This window comes from Myxacorys almedinensis A (genome assembly GCF_010091945.1).
Taxonomy (GTDB): domain Bacteria; phylum Cyanobacteriota; class Cyanobacteriia; order Leptolyngbyales; family Leptolyngbyaceae; genus Myxacorys; species Myxacorys almedinensis.
Genome location: NZ_WVIE01000018.1, coordinates 25,825 through 49,304, shown reverse-complemented (window position 1 = coordinate 49,304; position 23,480 = coordinate 25,825). Strand labels below are relative to the sequence as shown.

At 51.4% G+C, this 23,480-nt stretch carries 22 protein-coding genes; 11 read left to right on the top strand and 11 right to left on the bottom strand.

All coding sequences use genetic code 11. The features are described from left to right. Nucleotides 1–41 precede the first annotated feature (41 nt). Both GS601_RS15385 and rpiA read right to left on the bottom strand, forming a co-directional pair. Complete coding sequence (locus GS601_RS15385; protein WP_162424171.1) at nt 42–2,492, bottom strand: sucrose synthase; 2,451 nt, start codon at nt 2,490–2,492, stop codon at nt 42–44. A gap of 214 nt (nt 2,493–2,706) precedes the next feature. Continuing rightward, entirely contained in the window at nt 2,707–3,426 is a 720-nt protein-coding gene (gene rpiA / locus GS601_RS15380) for a ribose-5-phosphate isomerase RpiA (protein WP_162424170.1), read from the bottom strand. Between the two features lie 46 nt (nt 3,427–3,472). On the opposite strand from rpiA, the gene GS601_RS15375 reads away from it, so the two are divergent. The 3 genes from GS601_RS15375 to GS601_RS15365 all read left to right on the top strand — a co-directional run bounded on the left by GS601_RS15375 (nt 3,473) and on the right by GS601_RS15365 (nt 5,684). Next, nucleotides 3,473–4,615 carry a tetratricopeptide repeat protein gene (locus tag GS601_RS15375; RefSeq protein WP_162424169.1) on the top strand — a complete coding sequence of 381 codons (1,143 nt, stop codon included), beginning with the start codon at nt 3,473–3,475 and terminating at the stop codon, nt 4,613–4,615. A gap of 126 nt (nt 4,616–4,741) precedes the next feature. Further along, nucleotides 4,742–4,942, top strand: a complete 201-nt coding sequence (locus GS601_RS15370; RefSeq protein WP_162424168.1) for a heavy metal transport/detoxification protein — start codon at nt 4,742–4,744, stop codon at nt 4,940–4,942. Nucleotides 4,943–5,135: 193 nt separating this feature from the next. Beyond that, a complete protein-coding gene (locus GS601_RS15365; RefSeq protein WP_162424167.1) occupies nt 5,136–5,684 on the top strand; it encodes a pyridoxamine 5'-phosphate oxidase family protein in 549 nt (182 codons plus the stop codon). Between the two features lie 148 nt (nt 5,685–5,832). On the opposite strand, the gene GS601_RS15360 is transcribed toward GS601_RS15365, so the two are convergent. Both GS601_RS15360 and GS601_RS15355 read right to left on the bottom strand, forming a co-directional pair. Then, a complete protein-coding gene (locus tag GS601_RS15360) occupies nt 5,833–6,462 on the bottom strand; it encodes a retropepsin-like aspartic protease family protein (protein WP_162424166.1) in 630 nt (209 codons plus the stop codon). A 466-nt stretch (nt 6,463–6,928) separates the two neighbouring features. Then, nucleotides 6,929–7,573, bottom strand: a complete 645-nt coding sequence (locus GS601_RS15355) for a pentapeptide repeat-containing protein (RefSeq protein ID WP_162424165.1) — start codon at nt 7,571–7,573, stop codon at nt 6,929–6,931. A 293-nt stretch (nt 7,574–7,866) separates the two neighbouring features. Between GS601_RS15355 and GS601_RS15350 the strand changes: the two genes are divergently transcribed. The 3 genes from GS601_RS15350 to cobT are packed head-to-tail and all read left to right on the top strand — an operon-like array spanning nt 7,867 to nt 10,173. Further along, nucleotides 7,867–8,277, top strand: coding sequence for a hypothetical protein (locus GS601_RS15350; protein WP_202925119.1), 411 nt, complete (start codon nt 7,867–7,869; stop codon nt 8,275–8,277). Continuing rightward, nucleotides 8,240–8,986, top strand: coding sequence for a DUF2232 domain-containing protein (locus GS601_RS15345; protein ID WP_162424164.1), 747 nt, complete (start codon nt 8,240–8,242; stop codon nt 8,984–8,986). Before GS601_RS15350 ends, GS601_RS15345 begins: the two co-directional genes overlap by 38 nt. A 20-nt stretch (nt 8,987–9,006) precedes the next feature. Continuing rightward, nucleotides 9,007–10,173, top strand: coding sequence for a nicotinate mononucleotide-dependent phosphoribosyltransferase CobT (gene cobT / locus GS601_RS15340; RefSeq protein ID WP_162424163.1), 1,167 nt, complete (start codon nt 9,007–9,009; stop codon nt 10,171–10,173). 17 nt (nt 10,174–10,190) lie between these two features. Here the strand turns inward: cobT and GS601_RS15335 are convergent, their stop codons facing one another. Beyond that, nucleotides 10,191–10,562 carry a hypothetical protein gene (locus GS601_RS15335; protein WP_162424162.1) on the bottom strand — a complete coding sequence of 124 codons (372 nt, stop codon included), beginning with the start codon at nt 10,560–10,562 and terminating at the stop codon, nt 10,191–10,193. 478 nt (nt 10,563–11,040) lie between these two features. Between GS601_RS15335 and GS601_RS15330 the strand changes: the two genes are divergently transcribed. From GS601_RS15330 to GS601_RS15320, 3 genes are all read left to right on the top strand, one after another. Further along, a complete protein-coding gene (locus tag GS601_RS15330; RefSeq protein WP_162424161.1) occupies nt 11,041–11,571 on the top strand; it encodes a GNAT family N-acetyltransferase in 531 nt (176 codons plus the stop codon). Nucleotides 11,572–11,648: 77 nt separating this feature from the next. Further along, nucleotides 11,649–12,263, top strand: coding sequence for a phycobiliprotein lyase (locus GS601_RS15325; RefSeq protein WP_162424160.1), 615 nt, complete (start codon nt 11,649–11,651; stop codon nt 12,261–12,263). A 44-nt stretch (nt 12,264–12,307) separates the two neighbouring features. After that, nucleotides 12,308–13,474, top strand: a complete 1,167-nt coding sequence (locus GS601_RS15320) for an extracellular solute-binding protein (protein ID WP_162424159.1) — start codon at nt 12,308–12,310, stop codon at nt 13,472–13,474. Here the strand turns inward: GS601_RS15320 and GS601_RS15315 are convergent. Beyond that, complete coding sequence (locus tag GS601_RS15315; protein WP_162424158.1) at nt 13,425–14,165, bottom strand: hypothetical protein; 741 nt, start codon at nt 14,163–14,165, stop codon at nt 13,425–13,427. The two genes, GS601_RS15320 and GS601_RS15315, sit on opposite strands and share 50 nt — an antisense overlap. A gap of 86 nt (nt 14,166–14,251) precedes the next feature. Beyond that, complete coding sequence (locus GS601_RS15310; RefSeq protein ID WP_162424157.1) at nt 14,252–17,161, bottom strand: PAS domain-containing hybrid sensor histidine kinase/response regulator; 2,910 nt, start codon at nt 17,159–17,161, stop codon at nt 14,252–14,254. A gap of 450 nt (nt 17,162–17,611) precedes the next feature. On the opposite strand from GS601_RS15310, the gene GS601_RS15305 reads away from it, so the two are divergent. Further along, a complete protein-coding gene (locus GS601_RS15305; protein WP_162424156.1) occupies nt 17,612–18,019 on the top strand; it encodes a peptide chain release factor 1 in 408 nt (135 codons plus the stop codon). A 159-nt stretch (nt 18,020–18,178) separates the two neighbouring features. On the opposite strand, the gene GS601_RS15300 is transcribed toward GS601_RS15305, so the two are convergent. Beyond that, nucleotides 18,179–19,366 (bottom strand): aldo/keto reductase, encoded by a 1,188-nt coding sequence (locus tag GS601_RS15300; RefSeq protein ID WP_162424155.1) that lies wholly within the window; start codon nt 19,364–19,366, stop codon nt 18,179–18,181. Nucleotides 19,367–19,372: 6 nt separating this feature from the next. Further along, nucleotides 19,373–19,879: a bifunctional nuclease family protein gene (locus tag GS601_RS15295; RefSeq protein WP_162424154.1), complete on the bottom strand. Its 507-nt coding sequence runs from the start codon at nt 19,877–19,879 to the stop codon at nt 19,373–19,375. Nucleotides 19,880–20,356: 477 nt separating this feature from the next. Here GS601_RS15295 and ribE point away from each other — a divergent pair, with 477 nt between their 5' ends. Then, nucleotides 20,357–21,022 carry a riboflavin synthase gene (ribE, locus tag GS601_RS15290; protein ID WP_162424153.1) on the top strand — a complete coding sequence of 222 codons (666 nt, stop codon included), beginning with the start codon at nt 20,357–20,359 and terminating at the stop codon, nt 21,020–21,022. A gap of 104 nt (nt 21,023–21,126) precedes the next feature. Here ribE and GS601_RS15285 read toward each other — a convergent pair whose 3' ends face one another. Both GS601_RS15285 and GS601_RS15280 read right to left on the bottom strand, forming a co-directional pair. Beyond that, a complete protein-coding gene (locus GS601_RS15285) occupies nt 21,127–22,374 on the bottom strand; it encodes a M23 family metallopeptidase (RefSeq protein WP_162424152.1) in 1,248 nt (415 codons plus the stop codon). A gap of 123 nt (nt 22,375–22,497) precedes the next feature. Further along, nucleotides 22,498–23,388, bottom strand: a complete 891-nt coding sequence (locus GS601_RS15280) for a biotin--[acetyl-CoA-carboxylase] ligase (RefSeq protein WP_338017047.1) — start codon at nt 23,386–23,388, stop codon at nt 22,498–22,500. Nucleotides 23,389–23,480 lie beyond the last annotated feature (92 nt).

Here is a 23,480-nt window from a genome sequence, read left to right as displayed (position 1 = left end):
AGGGGTAGAGCGGGGGACAAACCAATGGGATTGTAATTGACTTACCGTTCTCTAGACATATGATTTTCTAAGATTGTGGCGGCTCTCGGCTTAAAGATGAGATGAAAGATAAGCTCTAAATAGCGCAACAGCGATTCGCGATCGTTGCGGTGGAGGTAGTTCCAGAAACTGTAAAGTTTGGTCGATAACAACAGTTGCTTGGTGTGGAGTTGCCAGGTGTAGTCGTCGTGAACGCGTTGAATGCCGCGATCGCTGACCTCTTGCCAATAGGACGGATCGGCATCACAGCGATCAAGAAATTCGATCATTTTTCGGGTGGCATCGCTGTAATTGGTGGGATTGATCAAAAACCCGTATTTATCATCTTCAATAATTTCTGCCGGACCACCAAACTCGGTTGCAAAGGTGGGCAACCCAGACACCATCGCTTCGAGAATTGTGCGTCCAAAGGCTTCAAATAGCGCAAAGTGAATGAAAATGCCCCTGCGATCGGCAATCACTCGATACATCTCGCCCATGTCTCGAACGCTGAGGCGAATGCCAACCCAGCGAATTTTGCCATGCAACTGATGGCGCTCAATCAACCCGTGAAGTTTTTGAATCTGCTCAGCTTCCTCCGCGCTTGCGGCTTCGTCAACTTGGAGCTTGTTGGTGACTAAAATCAAGTTACACCGCGCTTGCAATTCTGGATGTTCTGCAAAACACTGAACTAATCCGGTCAGATTTTTGCTGACTGTAATCGGCGCGAGGGATAAGATCGGTCGCTTTGTGGGGTCGTCGAGCTTGCCCAAAATGCGCTCTTCTTCTTGAACAAACACTAGCTCATTTAGCCAGATGCCTGACTCGTTTGAGCGCTTCTGCTTGTCTGAATAGGGAAAGAACACCGCTTCATCGACTCCGGGCGGAATGCGATTGAATTTTGGACTGAACAAATCCACGCCATCCAAGACGTGATAGAGTCCGGGCATGGTGAAATGTTTGTAAGACTCGTACTGCCCCAAAGTATCGGGCGTGCCGACAATTTCTTGGTAAGACGACGTGACGACAAAATCTGCCGCATTCATGCTGATCAGATCGGCGGTAAACTGGGACGAAAAATGATATTGCGGCTCTAACTCGTGCCAATAGAGATTGCTAAATAGATGTTTGGGTTTTTCCAGAACGTGGGCAATGTTGCAGTGGGTCACGTTTAGCCGTCGTGATAGCAAGAAGGCGACCAGGTTGCCATCGCTATAGTTGCCAATGATCAGGTTTGGGCGACCTCCCAAATGTTTGACCAAGGCGGCTTCGGCATCGATCGCAAAGGGTTCTAGGTAGGGCGCAATCTCAAACTTAGAGATCCAGTTCTCTGTGACCTTGGGGTTAAATTCTCGAAATGGAACCCGCAAAATCCAGGCGTTTTGCGTGCCGTCTACTTGCTCGACGGGCAGTTCACACTGGGTGCCTTCGCAGTTCGGAATCAGGCGCGTCAAAATGACGATGTGCGGCTGAATGCCCAAAAACTCTAGCCCCGCTAGCCGGATTTCTTCGTGCAATGCTTTTTCTAAGGCACGGGCTTGTTCTAGGACATAAACCACTTGTCCCAGGGTTTCAGGACGCCCCAAGACGACGTTTTGCTGCCCAATCCAGCCGTGAATCGACACGAGGGTGACTCGAAAGACAGAAGGAAAGCGGGCTACAAACGCTTCTAGAATGGCAGGCTCAGGGGTGGTGATGAAGTAGTCGAGTAGCTCTAGGGTTTCTTGGGCACGACCAGCGCTGTTACCCCATCCTGGCTCAAAGCCTAGCGCTTGCATTTCAGGGTGAGACAGTTCATAGGCTTCGTGGCGCGATCGCGTTCCCAAAAACTTGATCGCAGCTTTAACCTGCTGCACCAGTTCTTCGCCCGATTGAATGCGATCGTTGAGCATCAATGGAATGCCATCGCAGACCTGATGGCTCAAGACATCGTACGTGGTTTGCAGCCAATATTGAGGATTGTCGGAGACTTGATGGGCTAAATAGCGATTGAGAAAGGCAACGCCCTGCCCGATGCTGCGGGGATCGCTGATGCTGGGTTCATTTTTGTAGAACGAACTAAGATCAAGCTCGACCAAGTTAGGCTGATAGCGACCTACCCAGCGATCGCGGGCATCAAGCAAGGCGCTGGGTGTCATCAGAGTAGGGGTAGTCAGGTCACGATCAAAGCGCCAAATTTGCTGGCTGCCAATCCACGGTCGCAGCACAAACCATACATCATCTCCTTCCAAGATCAGTTCGTGGGTGCAATGGATCAGCCGCCCGATTGCCGATGAATGGTAGAAGTGGGCGGGTTTTTGCTGCTGCTGACAGCCCGCTTCAAAGCACCGCAAAATATCGTTGTGCAGGAAGTAATGCCTTGCTGACATCTGCTCAGTAACTCCATCCTCGGCGGCGATGAGAGCAGCAATCACCTGATGCAAAGCGCGGGTTTCCTCGCGATCGTGCAATACCGATTGAATAAGCTGATACATAGCAGGTCAATCCCAGCATGAAACGGTTGCAGGCTCGGTCGTGAAAAAGACGCTAAAAACCTGACTATGTAATAGTGTGTAGGCAAATGGGATTCACCTAGCTTTTGGCAGACTTTTTTAACGTTTCGTCGTGTCTGTATCTGCCATTTCTAGATACGGTTGCCTTAAGGCGTTAGGTTTCGAGCTTGACCTGGATTCAGCCCAAAACCCAAACTCAAACGTGCTCCATGTCACGAACGATGGGTTGACCGTCTTTCACTTCTCCAATCAACACGACATCCACTACTCCGGCAAAAATACCATTCTCTAAAACGCCAGGAATGTTGTTCAGCGTCTGCTCCAACTCTTTTGGGTTGTCGATGCGATCGTACTTCACATCCACGACCAAATTACCGTTATCAGTCACGACGGGGCCTGCTTTCTTCACCCCCATCCGCAGTTCAGGGCTGCCACCCAGCTTTCTAATCGCATTCATCACTGGCGTTACTGCCATCGGCAACACTTCTACTGGCAGTAAAAAGGTTGAACCGAGATGATCGACCAACTTTCCACTATCGACGACGACAATGAATTGATCTGCCAAGCAATCGACAATCTTTTCCTGAGTGTGCGCTGCGCCGCCGCCTTTGATTAAATTCTTTTGCGGATCGACCTCATCTGCCCCATCGATCGCAACATCAATCTTATCAATCTCGTCGAGCGACACCAGAGGAATTCCATACTGGCGAGCTAGCACAATGGCTTGAAACGAGGTTGGCACCCCTTTTACATCCTTTAGGTCGCCCGACTGGAGCCGTTCGCCGATCGCTTGAATGGCGTAAGCGGTAGTGGAACCAGTTCCCAGCCCTACAATAGAACCAGATTGAACTCGTTGGGCAGCAGCATACCCAACCTGCTGTTTCATTAATTTAACGGGATCAGTTTCAGCACTCATATCGATTGTTTAAACTTGATAATCAACAGTCAGTCTACTAGATGCCATGAGCGAGAATGAAGAATTTTGGCTAGAAGACCGGGAGTTGGCTCTTTCCTCTCTTTTGCAAACGGGAGCGGAATGCGCCAAGGTCGATGATTTTGAAGCCGCTCTGAGGGCTTACGATCGCGCGTTAGATCTTCAGCCCGATTGTCCTGCGGTATGGCATCACCGCGCCCAGGTGCTCACCCAATTAAAGCAATTTGAAGCGGCATTAGTCAGCGTTGATCGTGCCCTTGAGTTGCAGCCCGAATGGGTTGAAGCGTGGGTATTGCGGGGGCAAATTCTCCAACGGGTAAAGCGCCCAAACGCTGCGATCGCGGCGTTTAACCATGCTTTAACTCTCGATCCAACCTGTGCTCAAGCCTGGGTAGGTCAGGGCGATCTAGCCCGAACCAATCCTCACAAAGCGCTAGAAAGCTACAGCAAAGCGATTGACTGTAATCCCGCAGAGACCGAAGCGTGGCGGAAACGAGCCGCGCAATTGTGGGCGCTTCATCGACATAAAGAAGCCCTCGGCTGTTACGATTACCTGCTCGATCAGGCTGAGCATGCCGAAGACTGGCAAAGTCGTGGCAATGTTTTATATAAACTCAAACGCTACGACGAATCAGTAGAAAGTTACGATCGCGCCTTTAAATTAATGCCTGAGAATGCCCAAGTTTTAGCCAATCGCGGGATCGCCTTGCAAAAATTGGGACTAGTTGACGACGCGATCGCCAGTTTTGATCAGGCACTCAAGCTTCAGCCTCAAGATCCAAACCTCTGGCATCGTCGCGGCTTAGCCTTGCGGCAGAGCAGACAGTTTGAAGGTGCGATCGCCAGTTTCGATCAGGCACTCTTGTTGCAATCTGATTTCTGTGCTGCTACCCAAAGCAAACTATTTGCCTTAGTGAAATTAAAGCGATTGAAATCCTATGTGTTTAGCAAAGCCCCAATTGAGAAGATGAAGCGCTCTAGGGATTTGCAGAATCTTGTTAACGCATTAGTTAAAACGAAACTTCCAGCCTGTATCGTTATTGGCTTAAGTGTTTTCCTTAGCGTTTCTTATTTTGGAGCAGTTAATAGCCGATTAGTTGCGATCGCGGTTGCGTTAGCATTCCTCATCATTTCGTTGTTCGGAGATTGGCTCGATGAAGCCAAACGCTAAATCAGATACCCAACCGTCTTGTTTCTTAGTTCAGTACCCATAAAAATCTATCTTAGGCAAGGCGAACTGTAAAGCGCGAACCTTCATATTTAACAGGTAATGAAGTTCTTACTTAATGAAACGGTTATGGCATTAAAACTACACGTTCCCACTCTAAATAGTTCAGAAGACGCAGAAAACATTAAACAAACGATCCTGACCCACGAGCCTGACGCCAGAGTAGAGATTGATATCCCCGAAAAAATGGTAACGATCGACGCAAAAGCCTCTGAGGAGACCTTCAAGCAAGTTGTGACCGCAGCAGGCTACAAAATTAGCGGATACTAAATTGGTTTGCTATAGCGTTGTTCAGCGCTGTCGCCTACGTTGTTCAATCCGTTAAAATTCACTCAACTTAAACCTCTCAATCGTTTTCCTAGCTTGAAAGAGGGAAGCGGAGAGTTGTGAGCATCAGCACAGCAACGCTATATCAAAACATTTCCGATAGGATGGTAAAATTCGTTATCGTTACCGTTCTGACATGGCAAAGTTCTATCCGGAACTCACGGAGTCTCTTCAGCAATTCATCGCTGAACAGCACATCTTTTTCACTGCAACTGCTCCTACAAATGGGCGCGTCAATCTTTCTCCCAAGGGCATCAACACGTTTCGGGTTCTCACGCCTCAAACCGTTGCCTACCTTGATTTAACGGGAAGCGGCAACGAGTCGAGTGCTCATCTGATTGAAAACGGGCGAATGACGATTATGTTTTGCAGTTTTCAAGATGCGCCGCTGATTTTGCGCCTCTATGGCAAAGGTCAGGTGATTCGTCCTGGAGACGAGGCTTGGCAAGACTTATTGTCTGGGTTTCCCATGCTGCCAGGAACGCGGCAACTGGTCACGCTTGCGATCGCATCGGTGCAAACCTCCTGTGGGCTAGGAGTTCCGGTGTATGACTTTGTGAGCGATCGCTCTTCTTTAATTGACTGGGCAACTCACAAAGGCAGCGAGGGTTTACAAGAGTATTGGCGGGTCAAAAACCAAGTTAGCATCGATGGCTTACCTACCCATTTACTTCGAGAGCCTTGACAAGATATTGAAGTGCTGCTCAAACGCATGGCAGACGGGCTGCTTACCTTAGGGGTCATCACGAAACAACAGTAGTGTGTGCCTGAGTAGATGAGTAGATGGGTGCCTAGGGAGGCGCGTGGCTTGGGCAAGTGAGAACGGCTTTGAGTCATTGTTGAGGATAAAACTCAACGACGTCGCGCTTGATTTTGATGTCGTATTTGCCGAAAAAATCGTGTCCGAGCAGTCCGACATCCATTTGGTCTGCGATCGCAACCTCTAGGTTATTGGTTGTTAACCCACCGGCTGACATCGATCGCACCCGAGCAACCGGAAACTGGACAACGCTGCCGTTTGCAATGCCTGCTTGTAGGGTTCTAATGGGTTTGATGTTCAACTGTTGCGCCATGACCTGGGTAATGAGCGATGAACTGGCTCCGGTATCGACAATCATCTCTGCGGGATACACACCATTTAATATGACTTCAATCACAGGGGTCGAGGCGATGCGGCGTTTGATCGGCACCCGAATGATGCCATCGCTACTACGCTTGCCCACCTGTCGAATTGGCGCTGTTTTTTTGGGAGGCGCGTTACCGCATAGCTGCCCCAAACCAACTCGCTGCCCTGATGATGTCACCCAATAGCAGGGGTCATCAAAGGTGAGGTTGAGAAAGAGTTGAGTTGCTGTTGCCCGTTGAACAACGATAACAGTAGGCATCGCGATCGCAACTGACATCACCACATATTGGGCAATCTTAACCGTACCTAAAAAGCGCTTAAATCGTGACTGATGCATACGCTCTAAATTCTGATACCTAAGTTCATCGGGTCTTCATGCAGAGTACACCGATCATGATTTGAACTAACAACAGTCACGACTAACGGGTAATTTCCGCAAATGCTTTGGCTCAGCGATCGGAGATCCTAATCATTTTTTAAGCCCTGAGAACATCTAATGAATTCAATGACTGATTAATCTAGCGATTTACTAATATGATCGTTAAACTAATCGCCAGAATAATCAGAGCCGAGTAACCCTAGCATTCCATTAACTGCTTATGAATTTCTCTTGATTTGTCGTTAATGCACTTATTTTACCGATACATAATCCAAAAACTTAGTGATCTATCATTCGTAGAAAAACTGCTGAGTATCCAAGGCTGTTTCCGCTACACCAATTAGCAAAATACAGATATGGAAAGACAATCGAACCGTTAATCGACTGCTTATTTAAGTAAATCGAATGCCAGCATTAGCTCAGTCTAAGCCCGGCGTTCATCTAGCGATAACGGCATCTTCATCACATTTGCCTCGCTTAAATCAACATACTCTAAACAATGGTCTAAACGAATGTAGTTCAGTTGTGCATGCTCTAGCTTTGCACCCATCAACGTAGCTCCATTAAGTACCGCATTTGTCAGATCTGCACCATTTAGGTTAGCACCGGTCAAATTTGCGTTTTGCAGCGTTGCACCCGCCAAGTTGACACCACGCAAATCGGCATAACGTAAATCTGCGCCATTTAAGTTGGCATCGGTTAGATCGGCGTAACTCAAATTGGCAAACCGCAGATCGGCGGCAACCAGCACCACGCCATGCAGATCGACTTGGGCGATGTGAGCTTGCGTCAAAACAGCATGGCTCAACTCTGCCCGAATCAAGACGGCTCCTTCTAAATCAGCCCCCCACAGAAGGGCACGAGTTAGATCAGCTTTGCTAAAGTTTGTGCCTTTCAACAGCGCCCCCGTAAAATTTGCCTCGACTAGACAGGCACGCCCAAAATTAGCGCCAATCAGTCGCGTATGGCTCAGGTCAAGCCCTTGCAAATGGGTCTGATGAAAATCTCGCTCTCCGTTGGCATAAGCGGCTAGAACGTCAGTAAGCTGCACTACTTTTGACTCTATCATCCCAACTAAACCTCATGAAATGTGATGCTCTGCCTATAAGCCAGAAACAGCGCGAAGTAAAGGGATGTCTTATAAGAATCTCATCCAGCTTTATGTAAGCAACGCTGATGAGTAGTGTAAGCCATATTTAATAAAGCCAAAAAATATTTGTTTTTCTTAAAAAAACTTAATCTTGGAGCGGGTTCTCAGCTTTAGAGCTTGCCATTCATAAAGATTAGTGGATGAAAAGGGAAGTTTGCGATCGCTAGTGCCAAGATCAGCACTATTGCAGTCGTGATCAAGAAAATTACTCAATGCTAGATGTTGCCCTCCTGTTTGAGTTTTCTCGCGCTCATTGCATTGCGGTGTGCGCCTTTCTGGTGCCAGCAAATCTGTTAGCAACGTTGACAACAATGGTGTTAACGGGGTTGCAGCGCCCAGTTAGGCAAGTTCGGCTGAGCATTGCGATCGCGGCTTTTGTTGCCGGATTGATGGTGTTGCACGTTCTCACCTGGTTCATTATTGGCGTTGTGATGCCTCCCACCTATATCTTGCTGGGCTTGGGCTGTCTGTGCCTAGCCATAAATCTATGGGCGCTTTTGAGTCGAGGCAGCATGGCGCAACTCCTCCATTCGCTAGTCAAAATTTGCACTAGAGTAGATTTGCCCCTCTCGTTCGATCTATTGCATGAGCGATTTGCCCAACGATCCATCCACCGGAGTTGATCCATTGGATCTAGATGACGACTGGATTCCTGACTTAGAGCCAGAACCAGCGATCGATGCGCCGAGGCAACCCTTGGTCAGACAGGTTGATCCATCCAGCCCGATCATGATGGTAGAGACCGCATTTCTGGCGAGTGCATCTAGTCTAATTTGGCTGGTAAACTCGTATTTCCCGATGGGTCCGGTGTTGCAAGTGTTTTTTCCAGTGCCGATCGCGATGGTGTATTTGCGATGGGGCAACCGCGCCGCGTGGATGGGGGCGCTAGTTTCGGGGTTACTGCTGTCGGTGTTGGTCGGCCCTCCGCGGAGTATTCAGTTTGTGATTCCGTTTGGGCTGTTGGGCGTTTTGCTGGGCGTGCTGTGGTATCGCCGGGTGAGGTGGGCAGTTTCGATCCCGATCAGTGCGTTGCTCAGCGTTTTTGGAGATTTCTTTCGCCTGTGGCTGGGGTCGATTTTGTTAGGCGAAGACTTGTGGCTTTATGGAACGGTGCAGGTCACCAATCTTTTAGAGTGGATTTTCACCAGACTGGGACTGCTGCTTCAACCTTCGCTAGAAGTAATTCAGCTATTTGCATTTCTGATCATTGTGCTGCGTAGCGTCGTCTATGTCTCAATGGTGCATTTGGTGGCGTGGTACCTCTTCGATCGCTTGAAGACGCCAATTCCGCGTCCGCCTCGGTGGGTTCAAGTGTTATTTGACAATGATTGAGTTTTGGGTTGATTTCCTGAATGATTGATTTCATTTCGGTTTACACTCAGCGTGCGGTGGCTGGGCACTGGCTAGAGCGACATGCCGGGAAACTGCCCTGCTTTGCGTGCGTGGTGGGATTTACAGAAACTGGCTTGATTGAAGGAATCTCTGCGGCAGGAGCAACTCCGGAGGATCGACAATATACCGCGATCGCAGATGCTGAGTTTCTGATCAATGGCGTTCAGCGTAACCCAGCATTTCCTCTGCCGCCGCTTGTCGCTGGGGCATCTCCCGTGTTCCTCTCACGCGCAGTGGTCGAAGCGCTCTCGATCCCGGTGCAGGTGTTTAACGCTGGGTTGCCTGATCTTCCAGCTATTTCTGCGATGCCACTGACGTTGCGGGCAGCGATGATCGATCTAAACGGCAAACCTGCTCGTTGCCTCAGCACGGGGCAAGCTATGGATCGCCCTGTTGTTGAGCATCTGTTTGGGCAAGGGCTAAGGTGGGGCGAGCACCTAGCCGCGCAGTCTGAGGAGCGTTATGTGATCCTGGGGGAGTGTGTGGTCGGGGGAACGACGACGGCGCTTGCGGTGCTGTTGGGGTTGGGAATTAATGCGATCGCAAAGGTAAACAGCAGCCATCCGGTTTGCAATCATGGACAAAAATTGGCGGTCGTTCGGCAAGGCTTAGCGACTCTCAAAAACAGACGGGATCTCGTTCATCCCCTCGATCTACTGGCGGCGATTGGCGATCCGATGCAGGTTGTGGCAGCAGGAATGACGATCGCCGCGAGCCGTAGCTGTGGTGTGCTGCTCGCAGGCGGAACCCAAATGCTGGCGGTTTACGCCCTGGCTAGAGCCATTTGCGCGGCTGGGCATCCCACCAACGCAGCCCAAGATGCACCCCTGTGGAACCCCAAAAATGTGGTGATCGGGACAACGCGCTGGGTTGCAGAAGACCCGACCGGAGACACCATCGGATTAGCGAAAGCGATCGCAGCGGTTCCACTTTTAGCAACCCCCCTCAGCTTGGCATCTTCGCGATTTTCTCAGCTTCAGATGTATGAGCAGGGCTACGTCAAAGAAGGGGTAGGTGCGGGCGGCTTAGCGATCGCGGCTCACCTTTACGCAACCTGGAGACAGAAAGAGTTGCTAGGTGCGATCGAACAGTTGATAGAGCAACAGAAAAAACAAGAAATCGAGTGATAGTCGTTTGTGTTTGCTTACTGAATTCTTTGCGATAGTAACTGTTCTTCAAGGGCGGCAATTCGGTTATAGGCGGCGGTCAGTTGGGCGGTGAGCCGCTGAACCTGAACCTCTAGCGAAAGACTTTTATCCCCACCGTGAGTCGCGGGATCGGCTTGCCCATCATCTAACAACACATCCTTGTGCTCTAAGGTGTCCACCTGGCGATACCCTACGCTGGCATACCGCCCAGAACCACCCCCAAAAGAAGCACGATTCACAGAGCTTCCGGGCGCTACCTTCATCTCTGCGAGAACCTGAGCAAGGCTAAGACTTAGCTGTTCAACGACCTGATGAACAGAATCAACCTTGCTATCGAGCGTATTAATTTGCGATTGAAGCGTGTCCATTGATTAATCTGTTACTCTGTGATTTTCTACGGTCTATGGTAGACAAAAAAAATCGTTTTGCTGACTAATTCCTGATTCATTTAACTTTTTGTATTCTTATCAAAATTTAGCTAAACAAAGGCTAAGTAACTACTTTTATCTTTCATACAAAATGTAAAATAAACAACGAAATTAACAGTTAACTACTTTATTAGATTTAAGTTAAATAATCCTCGATTCAAGGCGCTGTATAGAGATTAGCCCTGTCCGCAATGTACAAAATTTAGTGAGATAAAAATAGATATTAAGCCCTTATTCAGAACGATGAATCGATGACTTGATTTCTATCAACAAAAATCTTTATTTGGCTTCCCTTGATCCCCATTGCTAAAGTAGTGATCCCCTCATCTTGACTAGAGGATCGAGATAAAAATTCTGCCTCAGAACCGAGCGTTTTTTAGATAAACTCAATGCAGTGCCCGTTAGATACAGAGCAGAAATGCAGATTCCCAACCTGGAAACACCGCGCCTTATCTTGCGAGAACTCTGTGAAACCGATCTAGATGCCTACGCAGACATGAGCGCCGATCTAGACGTGATGCGGCACATCGGGACGGGAAGACCCCTTTCCCGCCCAGAGGCATGGCGATCGCTAGCAACGATGGTAGGGCATTGGCAGTTGCGCGGCTATGGTATGTGGGCAGTGGAAGAGCGCCAGACGCAAACGATGGTCGGTCGGGTGGGGTTTTGGAACCCAGAGGGCTGGGTGGGGTTTGAAATCGGCTGGTCGCTGTGCCGTGCCGTGTGGGGAAAAGGGTATGCCACTGAAGGCGCTCAAGCCGCCCTATGCTACGGATTTGAAGCGCTGAGTCAATCTCATATCATCAGTTTGATTCGTCCTGAAAATCTGGCATCTCGGCGGGTGGCAGAGAAAATTGGAGAAACCCTCGAAGGCACAGCCGAGATAATGGGAGGGGAAGCGTTGGTTTACGGCATTCACCGCGATCGCTGGAAAACCTTGCAGCAGTAAAACTCATCAGAAGTTAAGATTCATCAAACCCGCTTCGTCTGTCACACTCGTTCATAAGATCCCCCGTCAGAAAAGAAATGCTCAGTTTTCAAGAATTTTTTGACGCTTGCTCTGGCGTCTGGAAGAGCGAAAGAACCTATCACTCGATGCCCAGTGGTGAGATTGAGCGCTCTTTCACCAAGTTTCATGTCCATCGGCTAACCGATGCCGAAGCGCAACGCCTGCTCACCCCGTCTCAGACCCTGGGGATCGATCCCCAGCGGATCGAGGCGGGGAGCATCTGTCCTGGTTTTGCGATCGCATTTGACACCGTATCCGAAACGGGTGAACAGGTGGCGATGAGCCTCAAAGCGTTGTTTGTGCCAGACCCCTATGTGAGTCAGGCTGTGCCGGGTGAGGCGCTGGTGCTTCCGGTCGTCTCTGAAGTGGCAGACGGTGACGTGATTCAGGGCTTCTATCTACGGGATCAAGGGTATTCTGAAGCAGGCGCGATCGCGGGTCGGTTTACCTACCAGCCCACCCGACAAACCCTGGAAATGACGACGCAGTACAAGCGCTCGGTGGCGGTTGATCAAATGCGGCTGATTTCTCCGGATGTTCGTCTCCGTACAATCGTCACCTACAACCGACCAGAGCCAGGCTACCCCCCCTCAGACATCACCTTGATTGGCTTTGGCGTTGAGCGAAAATAAATGCAGACCCATCAACAGATCAACCGAAAGCGTGGAACGAAGGTATGGATCGACGGAGTTTTTTAGTAGGAACGGCAGCGCTTGGGGTGTCGTTAGCGGGGTGCAGCCCTGCGGGGGATGTGTTGCGTGTGCGATCGCGGCGAGATTCAGTCCCGTTGCAACTTGTCGATCAATTTCGCAAGCAGTTTGATCACGCCGCGATCGACTTTAAACCAGAAGATCAGTTGCAAGACCTCTTTGCGTTGCTGCAACAGTGGAAACGGCAGGTTGAGCCGCCGCCTCGGTCACCGATTCCAGGCTGGGTGCCGTTTGTGGGCGGTCGAGATCTGAGCGCTCCCGATTTAGCTACCCTAGGAGATTATTGGCTGACCACGGCAATTCGCCAAGGGCTGATTCAGCCGCTCGATCCGTCGGGGTGGGATCAGTGGCAGCACCTCCCGGAAAAATGGCGATCGCTCGTCACTCGCACCGATCAAGGTCTCTTCGCCGCCACGGGTCAGGTGTGGGGTGCACCGTACCTGTGGGGCAGCACCGTGATTGCCTACCGCGAGGATATCTTTCGAGAGCAAAATCTTGAGCCGCCGACCGATTGGGCTGACCTGTGGCGGGAAGATTTGAAGGGGCGAATTTCCCTGCTCGATCAGCCCCGAGAAACCATTGGGCTAACGCTGAAAAAGCTTGGCAGATCCTACAATACACCCGATCTCAGCACGGTTGACACCCTCAACGCTGAGCTAAAAGCGCTGCATCAGCAAGCCAAGTTCTACAGTTCTGACACCTATATGCAGCCCTTAGTTTTGAATGATACTTGGGTGGCGGTGGGGTGGTCGTCTGATGTGCTGTCTGCCATGCGTCGCTACTCTCAAATCAAAGCGGTCTTTCCACCATCAGGAACAGCACTTTGGGCGGATCTCTGGGTTCGCCCTGCTAGTAGGGGTCGTTCTGAAACCGCTCAGAATTCAGCCTTGTCGCAGTGGATTAATTTTTGCTGGCAACCTGCGATCGCGCCGCAGATTTCCTTGCTGAGCCGGGCAACTTCTCCAATTTTGACGGCGCTCAATCCCGACTCTTTCCCCGATGCATTGCGGCGCAACCCCGTTTTGTTGCCCAATGCTAAAACGTTGCTCAACCAGAGTGAATTTCTAGAACCGCTCTCTGAGCCTACGGTTGAGCAGTATCGCTCCTTGTGGGCGCAAACCCGTCAGGGGTAGTGCGTCCCCGAAAACTAAAATTGCTGGTAGATTCGAGGGCTAAGCTACAGATGAGCGCAGGTTGTGCTTCGGGTAGGGTTGCTGCTTCCTTTCGGCGAAAGTCCTGATGCGTTTCGGCTGTTTTGGCGGCAATGTTGGGGCTAAATCCGCAGGTATAGCCCGCTAACAACGCCCCCTGCCGATTGAAGATTCGGACATTGTGGTGATAGTCTCCGGCAACGGTTCCGAGGCGATGCACAAACTGATAGCGTTCTAAATAGTCGAGCAAACTCCACACCTGCTGATTGACCAGAAAATCAACGCGATTGGCTCGTCCGTTTTGCCCTGGGCACGCCAACCACCCATCGATCAGCCGTTTGCCAAATTGGGCTTGGGCGGCAATTTCATCTCTGACCCACCAAAAGCTAGGAACCGCCAGTCCCGATTCTGAAATCGAAGATTCGGTGATGCCTTTGACAGACGCAGCACAGATGCCTGCTTCGATGTAGGCAAGGTCAAACGGCTCTGGCGATGGCGCTAATGCCGATGGGGACGCAGCGCTTTTAGACACTTTTGAAACGGTCGTAGGTCGCTCTGCCGCGATCGCACGCGGGGCACGTTGGGCGGTTCCGGTTGCCATCAGCAAAACACTCACCCCCAAAATTTTGAATACGGTTGAGAGGGGCGGGGCTAGCTGAGAGGGTGGGTGCATAACACAAGAGTCTCGAATCGGTTCGACACAGTAATTTAGCGTAAGTGACTTTAGAGTAACGGTTAACAGGCAATCAGACGGTGATCTTATGCCGAGTCTTGCAGAAGTTCCAGCGCGATCGCAATTACATCATCCGGATTCACCGGTTTGGATAGGTGCTGCTGAAATCCGGCCGCGATCGCACGCTGCTGATCACCATCTGAGGCATAGGCCGTGAGTGCGATCGCAGGAATGGTTGACCCAGACGCCCGCACCGTTTGGATCAGATCGTAGCCGTCTAGGTCGGGCATGCCAATATCGCTGATCAGGAGGTCAGTTTCCTGCCTTTCCAACGCATCTAAGGCTTCCGGCGCAGACGATGCCACCCGCACGATCGCGCCTGCATCTTCTAGCAAAAACGCGATGATACTCCGAGCGTCAACCTCATCATCTACAACCAGAGCGCGAATGCCTGCGAGGGGAGAAGGTCGTAATGATGATGGAAAGTCTTGCCCTTGCTGGTCTGGGGGTGCTTGCACCAGAGGGATCTCAACCGTAAACGTAGCACCTTGATTTTCCCCGGCGCTTTCGGCTCGAATGGTGCCGCCGTGGAGTTCCACGATTTGCCGCGCGATCGCAAGTCCCAATCCCAAGCCGCCAAACTTGCGGGTTGTCGAGCCGTCTTCTTGCCGAAAATACTCAAACATGTGGGGTAAAAACTGCGGATCGATCCCAATCCCCGTGTCTTTGATTTGAACTCGCGCCTGCGTGCCGATTTCCACCAGGCTCACGTCGATTTGCCCTCCCTCCGGCGTAAATTTGACCGCATTCGATAACAGGTTCCAAAACACCTGCTGCAACCGGCTGGCATCCCCCAGCACCGAGCGGGTGGTAGGATCGAGCGTCGCGTTCAGGCAAATCGTTTTGGCATCAGCCGCCAAGCGAACCGTTTCGAGGGCGGCAGACACCACAAACCCTAGCCCGATAGGGAACTGATTTAAGGTCAGTTTGCCACGTATCACGCGAGACATGTCGAGCAGATCTTCGACTAGTTGAGATTGCAGGGTGGCGTTGCGCTCGATCGTGGCGAGGGCATCTTTGGTTTTTTCGGGGCTGAGCCGCCCGGTTTGCAGCAGCCTAGACCATCCCAGAATCGGATTGAGCGGCGTTCTCAGTTCGTGAGAGAGCACAGCGAGAAATTCATCCTTAAGAGAGTTGGCGGTTTCAGCTTCTTTGCGGGCAGATTGTTCTTGGGCTAAGGCGCGCAGGGTTTCTTCGGCGTAGCGATCGCGCGCTTCTACGGCCAGCCTCTGCTCGTGAATATCGGTATTTGACCCAAACCATCGGACAATCTGCCCATCCTCATTGCGTAGGGGGAAAGCACGAACCAAAAACCAGCGATATTGCCCATCACAGGCACGGCGAAAGCGGTACTCTATCAGATAGTCTTCGCCCGTGCGAAGCGAGTCTCGCCACCGATCAAGGCAGAGATTCAGGTCATCAGGATGCAGCGCCGATTGCCACCCCCAGCCTTGGGCTTCGGCTAGCGTCATGCCAGTGTAGTCGTACCAGCGCTGGTTAAAGTAATCAAGCGATCCATCGGGGCGAGCCGTCCAAAAAATGTTGGGCATGGCATCCGCAAGGGCCCGGAGGTGTTGTTCGCTTTGGCGCGCGGCTGCCTCACCTCGCTTGCGATCGCTAATGTCCAGAATAAACGCCACCGCTTCGTCTCGCGCTTCACCTAGCAATGTATAGCCGATCAGCACCCACACCCGGTTTCCGTCTTTCCGAACGTATTCTTTTTCATACGGCGTGCAGGTTCCGCGGGTCTTGGCTTCCGCGATATGTTGCTGATCAATCGACAACCATTCTGACGGTGTAATCGCCGCCCAGCCCACATGTCCAGCCTCAAACTCTCGGCGAGAATAGCCCACGATCCGCAAAAATTCATCGTTGGCATAGCTCACGTTGCCGTAGATATCTGCAAATACGATCCCAATCACGTCAGAATCGGCAAAGTGACGCAAGCGAGTCTCGGTCTCTTTTAGCGCCTGTTCGATGCGCTTGCGATCGGTGATTTCTTGCACAACCCCGTTGATGCCCAACACCTGACCGTTGACCTTAAACGGGTAATAGCTCGACAGCCAAGCTCGCGCGATGCCAGGCTGCGCGCGATTAGTTCCCCACACTTCTAGATCGATGATGGGTTCGCCGGTGGCGATAACTTGCCGAAATAGGGGTTCAACATGGTCGGCAAGTTCGGGCAAGACCTCACGAAACGAGCGACCAATGTGCTCGGAGCCTGGGGTGCCATTAATCTCAGCCAGGAGATTGTTAACGCGGACGTAACGAAAGTTGAGATCGACAAAATATAGCCCGACAGGAGCCGTCGCATAGATGGCTTCGATCTCTGCCAATTGTTGATGATGCAGCCGATGCTGGTGTCCTAGCTGTGCGGCGATCGCGCTGACATCGTGATCTAGGGTTTGCCTAATGGTGTCGAGCTTGGTTTTAAGCCGACTCAGGTCAGCGTTAAGTTGGTTGGAACCCGGTGCGTCTTCTGGCGGCGCGATCGCAGAACCGGGCGTTTCTGAGCCTATCGTTTCGGCGCGAAGGGGTCTGAGGGTAGTCACCACCCCATACGCTGAGGCGGCGTTGCCCTGAAATAGAGGAGTTGCATTGACGCGGAGCCAGATTAACTCACCATTGCGACGGTGAACACCCATCACGATGTTGTGACAAGGTTTGCCAGAGCGCAGAGCCGCGATCGCAGGTTGATCGGTAGCCAGAACAGGAGAGCCATCAACGTGAACCGGCTGCCCCAGCAAATCGAAAGGCGCTTTACCGATGATCTGCTCAGAGGAACAGCCCAACAGCCTTGCTGCCGCTGGGTCACACCCTTGGACAGCCCCGTCTGCTCCTTGAAACACCATGCCAGCTTCACCCTGCTCGAAGGTCTCGCGCTGATCCTTGCTACCAGAGCTTCTTACCACCTGAAACACAGATTCATCGTGCATTCGATCTGAGTTTGTAGATTGCCTACTTTATTCAACATTCAACTTTGCTCTTATCAAATCTTATCAAAATACAGAGTTAAACAAATCAGCATCTATCCATCGAAAGAGCTTCTTCCCTTTGTTGGGTGCCGGTGTTGGGTGCTGGATAGGGGGAGAGGGGCTAGGAGTGCATGGTGGAGAGGGGATGGGTGGATGGGTCGGGAAGGAATCTAGCCCATCGACTCATCCACTCATTTACCCATCGACTCAACGTTGACCATCTACTAGAGCAGAAGGCATTTAAACTAGGATTTACGCAACGCTTTTCGTTAGCAACGGATGGGAGAGCAGACGTAGCGCATGAACGGATGAAATAGCAACCTGGTCTTTTTATCCGGTACATCTGTTACCCAATCCGCTGCCAATGCGTAAGTCCTATCTTTAAACCGAAAGAGTGCCGTCATTAACACCATGTCCAATCCGCTGCGATCGCTCAAATATTTGCCTTGGATTCCCCTCCTTCAGGCGGCATTGCTGACGACCTTAATTGCGATCGCGATTGATTTTCTGATCGCTCTGAGTTTTCTAGCCCCGCCCCTTCGAGTGGTTGCCGTCCAGATTCTCAATTCGCCGTTAGAAATTTTCGTTCGCTTAGCCAGTGCCGTCGGGCTTGGAGCTTTGGCAGTAGTGGTTATAACGCGATGGTTTCGTCAACTTGTGATCACCAACGCGCTCCTTTGGGCGCTCGTGCCCTGTCTGGTTCTGTGCCTGTTTCTAAAATCCCTGCTTGGGTTGCCTGCTCCCCTGCTGCCTGCTCCCAACTACCCGGTTCTCATCGGCATTATTCTCGGCATTTTTTGGAAAGGGCGACGCTACTAGTAGATGGTCAACGTTAAGTCGAGGGGTGAATGAGGGGAGGGGTGAATGAGGGGATTACTGAGCGACCCATCCACCCATCGACTCTCTAACCCATCCACTTTTAGTTAGTCCCCCATTTCAATCTTGACAGACCACTAGAATGCCCTGAAACGCTCTGTCCTAGTCTTGCCATAGCCGCCGTCCGGCGCTGCCTTTCAATCGCTCGTGGGTGTCACGCAACAAGGCTGGAATATCGAGCGCGTGAGGGCAGCGAGGCAAACAATCGCCGCAGTCGCTACATCGGTTTGCTTTAGTTCCTGGAAACCAATGTCCTGCATTTTCAAACATGCGGTAGCGGTATTCTCCAAAGGCTTGCATCTGGTAGCCAACGGCTAAATTTCGCAGCCGCAGCACTTCGGGGATATGAATCTCTTCGGGGCAGGGCAGGCAAGCATAACATTGGCGGCACAGATCGCTTTGCAACACGTTTGCCTGATGGGTTTTGAGCCGCTCAATTGCGCCTGATTCCTCTGGGGTCAGCGCTTGCCCCCCCGCGTTACAGAACACTGTGAGCAGTGCTTCTAGCTCGTGTAGCTCTTGAGGATTGGCGGCTCCGACGCTGAGAGTCGTAATGCGCGGATCGCTGAGGAGAAACCGATAGTTTAGCTGTAATGGAGAATAGGGCTGGCACAGGTCGATTAGCGTTTGGGGCGGCGTGTGAAGCATTCCTGCTTTATCGGCAGGAGAAATGATAAAGATGCCCATGTCTTTGGCACTAGCCCGCGCGATCGCGGGTTCATTTCTCCCAAAAAACAGCGAGTAGTGTAAGTTGACAAACTCGAATAAATCTGTGTCAATTGCCGCCAAAATCAATTCTAGAAAGCCGTGGGTTGAAAATCCAACGTGGCGCACCCGACCATCGGCGATCGCTCTGTCTACGGCGCGCATACAACCATCGTTGGCAGTCACCCAAGCCAGATGTTCCCAGGTATTTAAGCCGTGAATGCCTAAGCTATCGAGCGCATCAACTCCTAAGCGCTGCAACGACTGGTCGATCGAACGCTCCATCGCATCGGCATCGGGCGTCGGCGGAATCTTGGTAGTGAGATACAGCGATCGCGGCTCTCTGAGATGATCGGCAGCTTCACCGTCAGCTACCTTACTGTCAGCCAATCCACTCCGCCGTGCCACGCCTACAAATTCTTCACTTTTTCCGTAGCCTGTAGCGGTTTCAACATGCGTGATGCCGAGGGCAATTGCTTGATGTATCGTCTCCACCGCGATCGCTTCAGAGGCTAAACACCGCATCGTCCCCAACGAGAAGACAGAATAGAGCAGGTTAGTCTTGCCAAAACGACGATAATCCACGGGGGTCTACTGCGCTTCTCCGCTACTAAAGCGCCCTTTCTGAATCAGATCATCGGGACTCAGGGTTGAGATAAATTCTCGGAAGGCGCGCCGTTCGGCTTCATCGGCATCGCGATCCACCGGAATTGAGGCATCGGCGATGACTTCTTCCATCACCCAAATTGGGCTATCGGTGCGAAGCGCGATCGCAATGGCATCGCTTGGGCGCGAATCAATCTCGCGTCTCGCCTCCCCTTGCTTGACGACAAGCACCGCATAGAATGTATTATCTTGTAATGAGTGAATAATAACCTTCTCCAGCACCATGTCCCACGCTTCCATCAAATTGACAAACAAATCGTGCGTGAGGGGGCGGGGAGGAGCTTGGTTTTCTAGGACGCTGACAATTGCTTTTGCCTGATCTTGTCCAATATAGATAGGAAGCGCTCGTCGGTCGATTGAATCCTTCAAAAGGACGATCGGGCTTCGAGTAGCAGCGTCTAACGCAATTCCAGCGACCTTCATTTCAATCATCGGTACAGCCTCTGAACTCCTCGGCAAAGGGATACTACGGTGTCAGGAAACCAGCAGGGGGTCACTAAGTTAGACCCGTCTCTCTGTAGAGAGAACACGTCTAAAGGGGTAAGCCACAAGTATGCCCTGTCTACGTTGATCCTAAATGATCCAGCCTAGAATTTGACAAAATCAAGGACACTTCTATATTTCACTAAGTCCCTGAGATTAATTAAAATTAATACTACCTCAATCATTATTTTCGCCAAAAACCGAGAGGCTAGTCGGCAAAATGACAGAAATGGGATTCTCGACTTTAGATCGTCTAGTAATGAAAGTCTAGGGTTGTAAGAGAAAAATACGGGTTACTCCTCGACAATGGGGTATAAAGTGTAGCGTGGAGGTAAGCACTCTGGCGTTACTCGATCATTGCTCAATCTGGAGACAAATGGCTCCATTCGCCCTCCGCTCTGCACCTTTGTTACCGTAGCGTTGTTCATGTTTACTGGACTTATTCAAACCGTTGGCACCCTGACCCTACTGAGCGCAGATCAGGTTCAGATCACATGTTCCGACCCATCCGCTGCTCTTCCTTTAAAGGATTTAGCGATCGGAGATAGTGTTGCTGTCGATGGGATTTGCCTTACCGTAACAGAGATCGGTGCCGATGGCTTTACTGCTGATGTTTCCCCCGAAACGGTTCGCCGCTCTACGCTGGGGCAAAAGGGCGACACGGAAAAGCGAGTCAATATTGAAACGTCGCTCCGAGTTGGTAGCAAGCTGGGGGGTCACTTTGTAACCGGGCATGTTGATGGCGTAGGAATCTTCCGCTCTGCCGTGCAGACAGCAACCTCTTGGGACATCACGTTTGCGACTCAGAGTGACGTTGTGGCACGATATGTTCTCCCTAAAGGCAGTATTTCGGTCAATGGCATTAGTCTGACGATCGCAGAATGTGCCCCTGATGGCGCTTGGTTCACGGTGGCGGTGATTCCGCACACCTATGCCACGACCAATTTGTCTCACCTCAACCCCGAAGATTGGGTGAATTTAGAGGGCGATATTTTGGGCAAGTATGTTGAGAAATTTCTAGGATCAGGGCAGTCGTTGGCAATGCCCGATCGCATCTCTCCGTCATTTTTGGCAGAGCATGGGTATTTGTAAGGGGGAGCCAGAACCTAACAACGGTTTTGACAGGCGCGATCGCGCCCGATTTTTCAGTCTATGCCAGAACAGGGAGGAGGCGAGGGCACCACCCCCAACGCTGGTTAATTAGCAGCCGTTTTTTGAGTTGGCTGAAGTTGGCTGACCTGCAACGATTTTGCCAACTGCGCCATTGACTGTTCTAGGGCAAACCCAGCATCTTGAGCAATCCAGGTGCCGTCTTGAGTTTGTTGCCGAAACTCGAAGTGCAGATGCGGTCCGGTTGAGTTTCCGGTGCTGCCTACCCGCCCGATCGCGGTTCCTTGCGGCACAATATCCCCTGGTTTGACAAAGACTTCAGACAAGTGAGCGTACAGCGTTTGCTGGGTGCCGTCTGTATGTTCTAGCCCGATCGCGACGCCGTAGCCCCCCATCCAGCCCGACATAATCACACGACCTGCTAAGGCAGCTAAAACCGGCGTTCCCATCGGTGCACCTAAATCGGTTCCGGTGTGGATGCGATGTGCTCCACTAATGGGGTGAATGCGCCAGCCAAAAAACGACGTAATTGCCGCTGGAAGTGAGAGCGGATAGAGAAGCCTGACATTCCCATTTCCAGGCATTCCAAGCGGGCGAATCGTGCGGTTGTAGTAAGACTGAACCGTGCTATAAGCGCTGCCAATTGCCGTATTGCTGCCATTCCAAGCTGCGCCACTCGGCGACCCATCTGAGCCAGTTTGGGCAGATGCTGCCTCTAGGCTTGCTGGTGCCGTAGCCTCGGCAAACGTGGGGCGGACAACCCCTGAGATCACCTTGGAGATGGTGTTGGCAATGCCCGATGGTTTAGTGCGGGCTACAGGGGGCTTAGCTGGGGCACCGCAACCGCTAACCTGACCTGCTTGGACGGAGAACTCACAGCCAGAAGCTCGTTCTGAGAACACTACGGCATCTGGGGCTTCATAGCCGTTTGACATGGGAGGCTGACCAATCAGATCGGGCGCTGTCTCTGGAGTAATGGGCGCGATCGCAGGTGCTTCGGTTGCCGCATCAGGAGCAGGCGACGGCGAGGCTTGTTCTACGACTGCCGTCTCTGGAGGGGCAATAATAATAGCGGCAGGATTGGGCTTAACGTTGACGACTACAGGCGGTTTGGCTTGCACAGAAACAACTGGTGCGTCCGTTGGTAGGGAAGCCGCCGGGGAAGCAATAGGAGAAGCAACCGGGACTGGAGCAACAGAAACCGCAGGAGAAGGAACTTGAGCAAGGGCAACTCCACTGCTAAACACGCTAAGACTACTGAGGCAGCCCAGGCGTTTGATTAAAGCTTTACGACTGCACATCGCTTTAGCAGGTGAATTGGATTGCTGGGTCATCGTTGAGTCTCCTCAGGCGCAATATGATAGGGGTATTTACAGAAGGGTTTGACAGGTGATGGCGCGATCGCGGCGATCGCTAAAAAATAGATTCCGAGAAATTTCGGAGGGTATCTACACTAATTAACCATATTCCAGACTGATCGCACCGGGTTTTATGAAGATTTCATCGACCTGATTGGGTTGGGGGGGAAACTGAACCCGCAAAGCCCCAGTGGCACTAACGCCTGTAATCGTGCCCAGGCGATCGGCAATCTTCACCGACTGCCCCATGTTTATGAGCAAAGCTTCATATTCGGGAAGCAGCGAACCGATGCCAACCTGCTGCCAGTGCTGATACCCCGACAGCACGCCAATCGTCACGATCGCCGCCAGCATTTCTAGGGACTCGATTAGGGGCACAGGTTGTTCCTGAAGAACGCTTTGAAGATTGATTCCAGGCTCTGGAACAGGATTGCGCCAATTAATGCCAACTCCCACAACCGCTTTGGTGATGCGAGGGGCACTGCTAAGCTCTGTCAGATCGCGCTGAATTCGAGTTTCTGTCAATATTCCACCCAGTTTTCGCCCATTCAGGACAAGATCATTTAACCATTTCAAACCGACTGCAATCTTATTCGTAGTTCCACTGAGGCAACCCGGAATTTCTCGTAAAGCCTTGGCAATGCCCCAAGCTGTGCAGAGGGTTAAGTGAGCACTAAATTCTAACGGTAAATTTGGATACAGCACTGTCGATAAATACAAACCACCCGGCGGTGAAAGCCATTGGCGACCCCATTGCCCTTTGCCGTTGTGTTGTTGGCGCGCGAGAACTAAGGAGCCTTCGGGGAGGGAATGCTGGTCGATGAGTTCCCAGAGGGTGCGGTTTGTAGACGCGATCGCATCAAATAAATACAGCTTGGGTGCGGTTTTTCTAGCGGGGTGTGCGGGCAGCCGATCGGCGCTAATGGGCAGAGTAGAACATTCACAGGCAACTCTTAATGCTGCTTCGAGCCGTTGACGATCTAAAAACACAGTCAGGACACTTTAAACACGGTCAGGACACTCTACCGAAACGTCGATAACGTTACCATAAAATTCTCTCTTTGGTTCTTCATTTTGGTCTT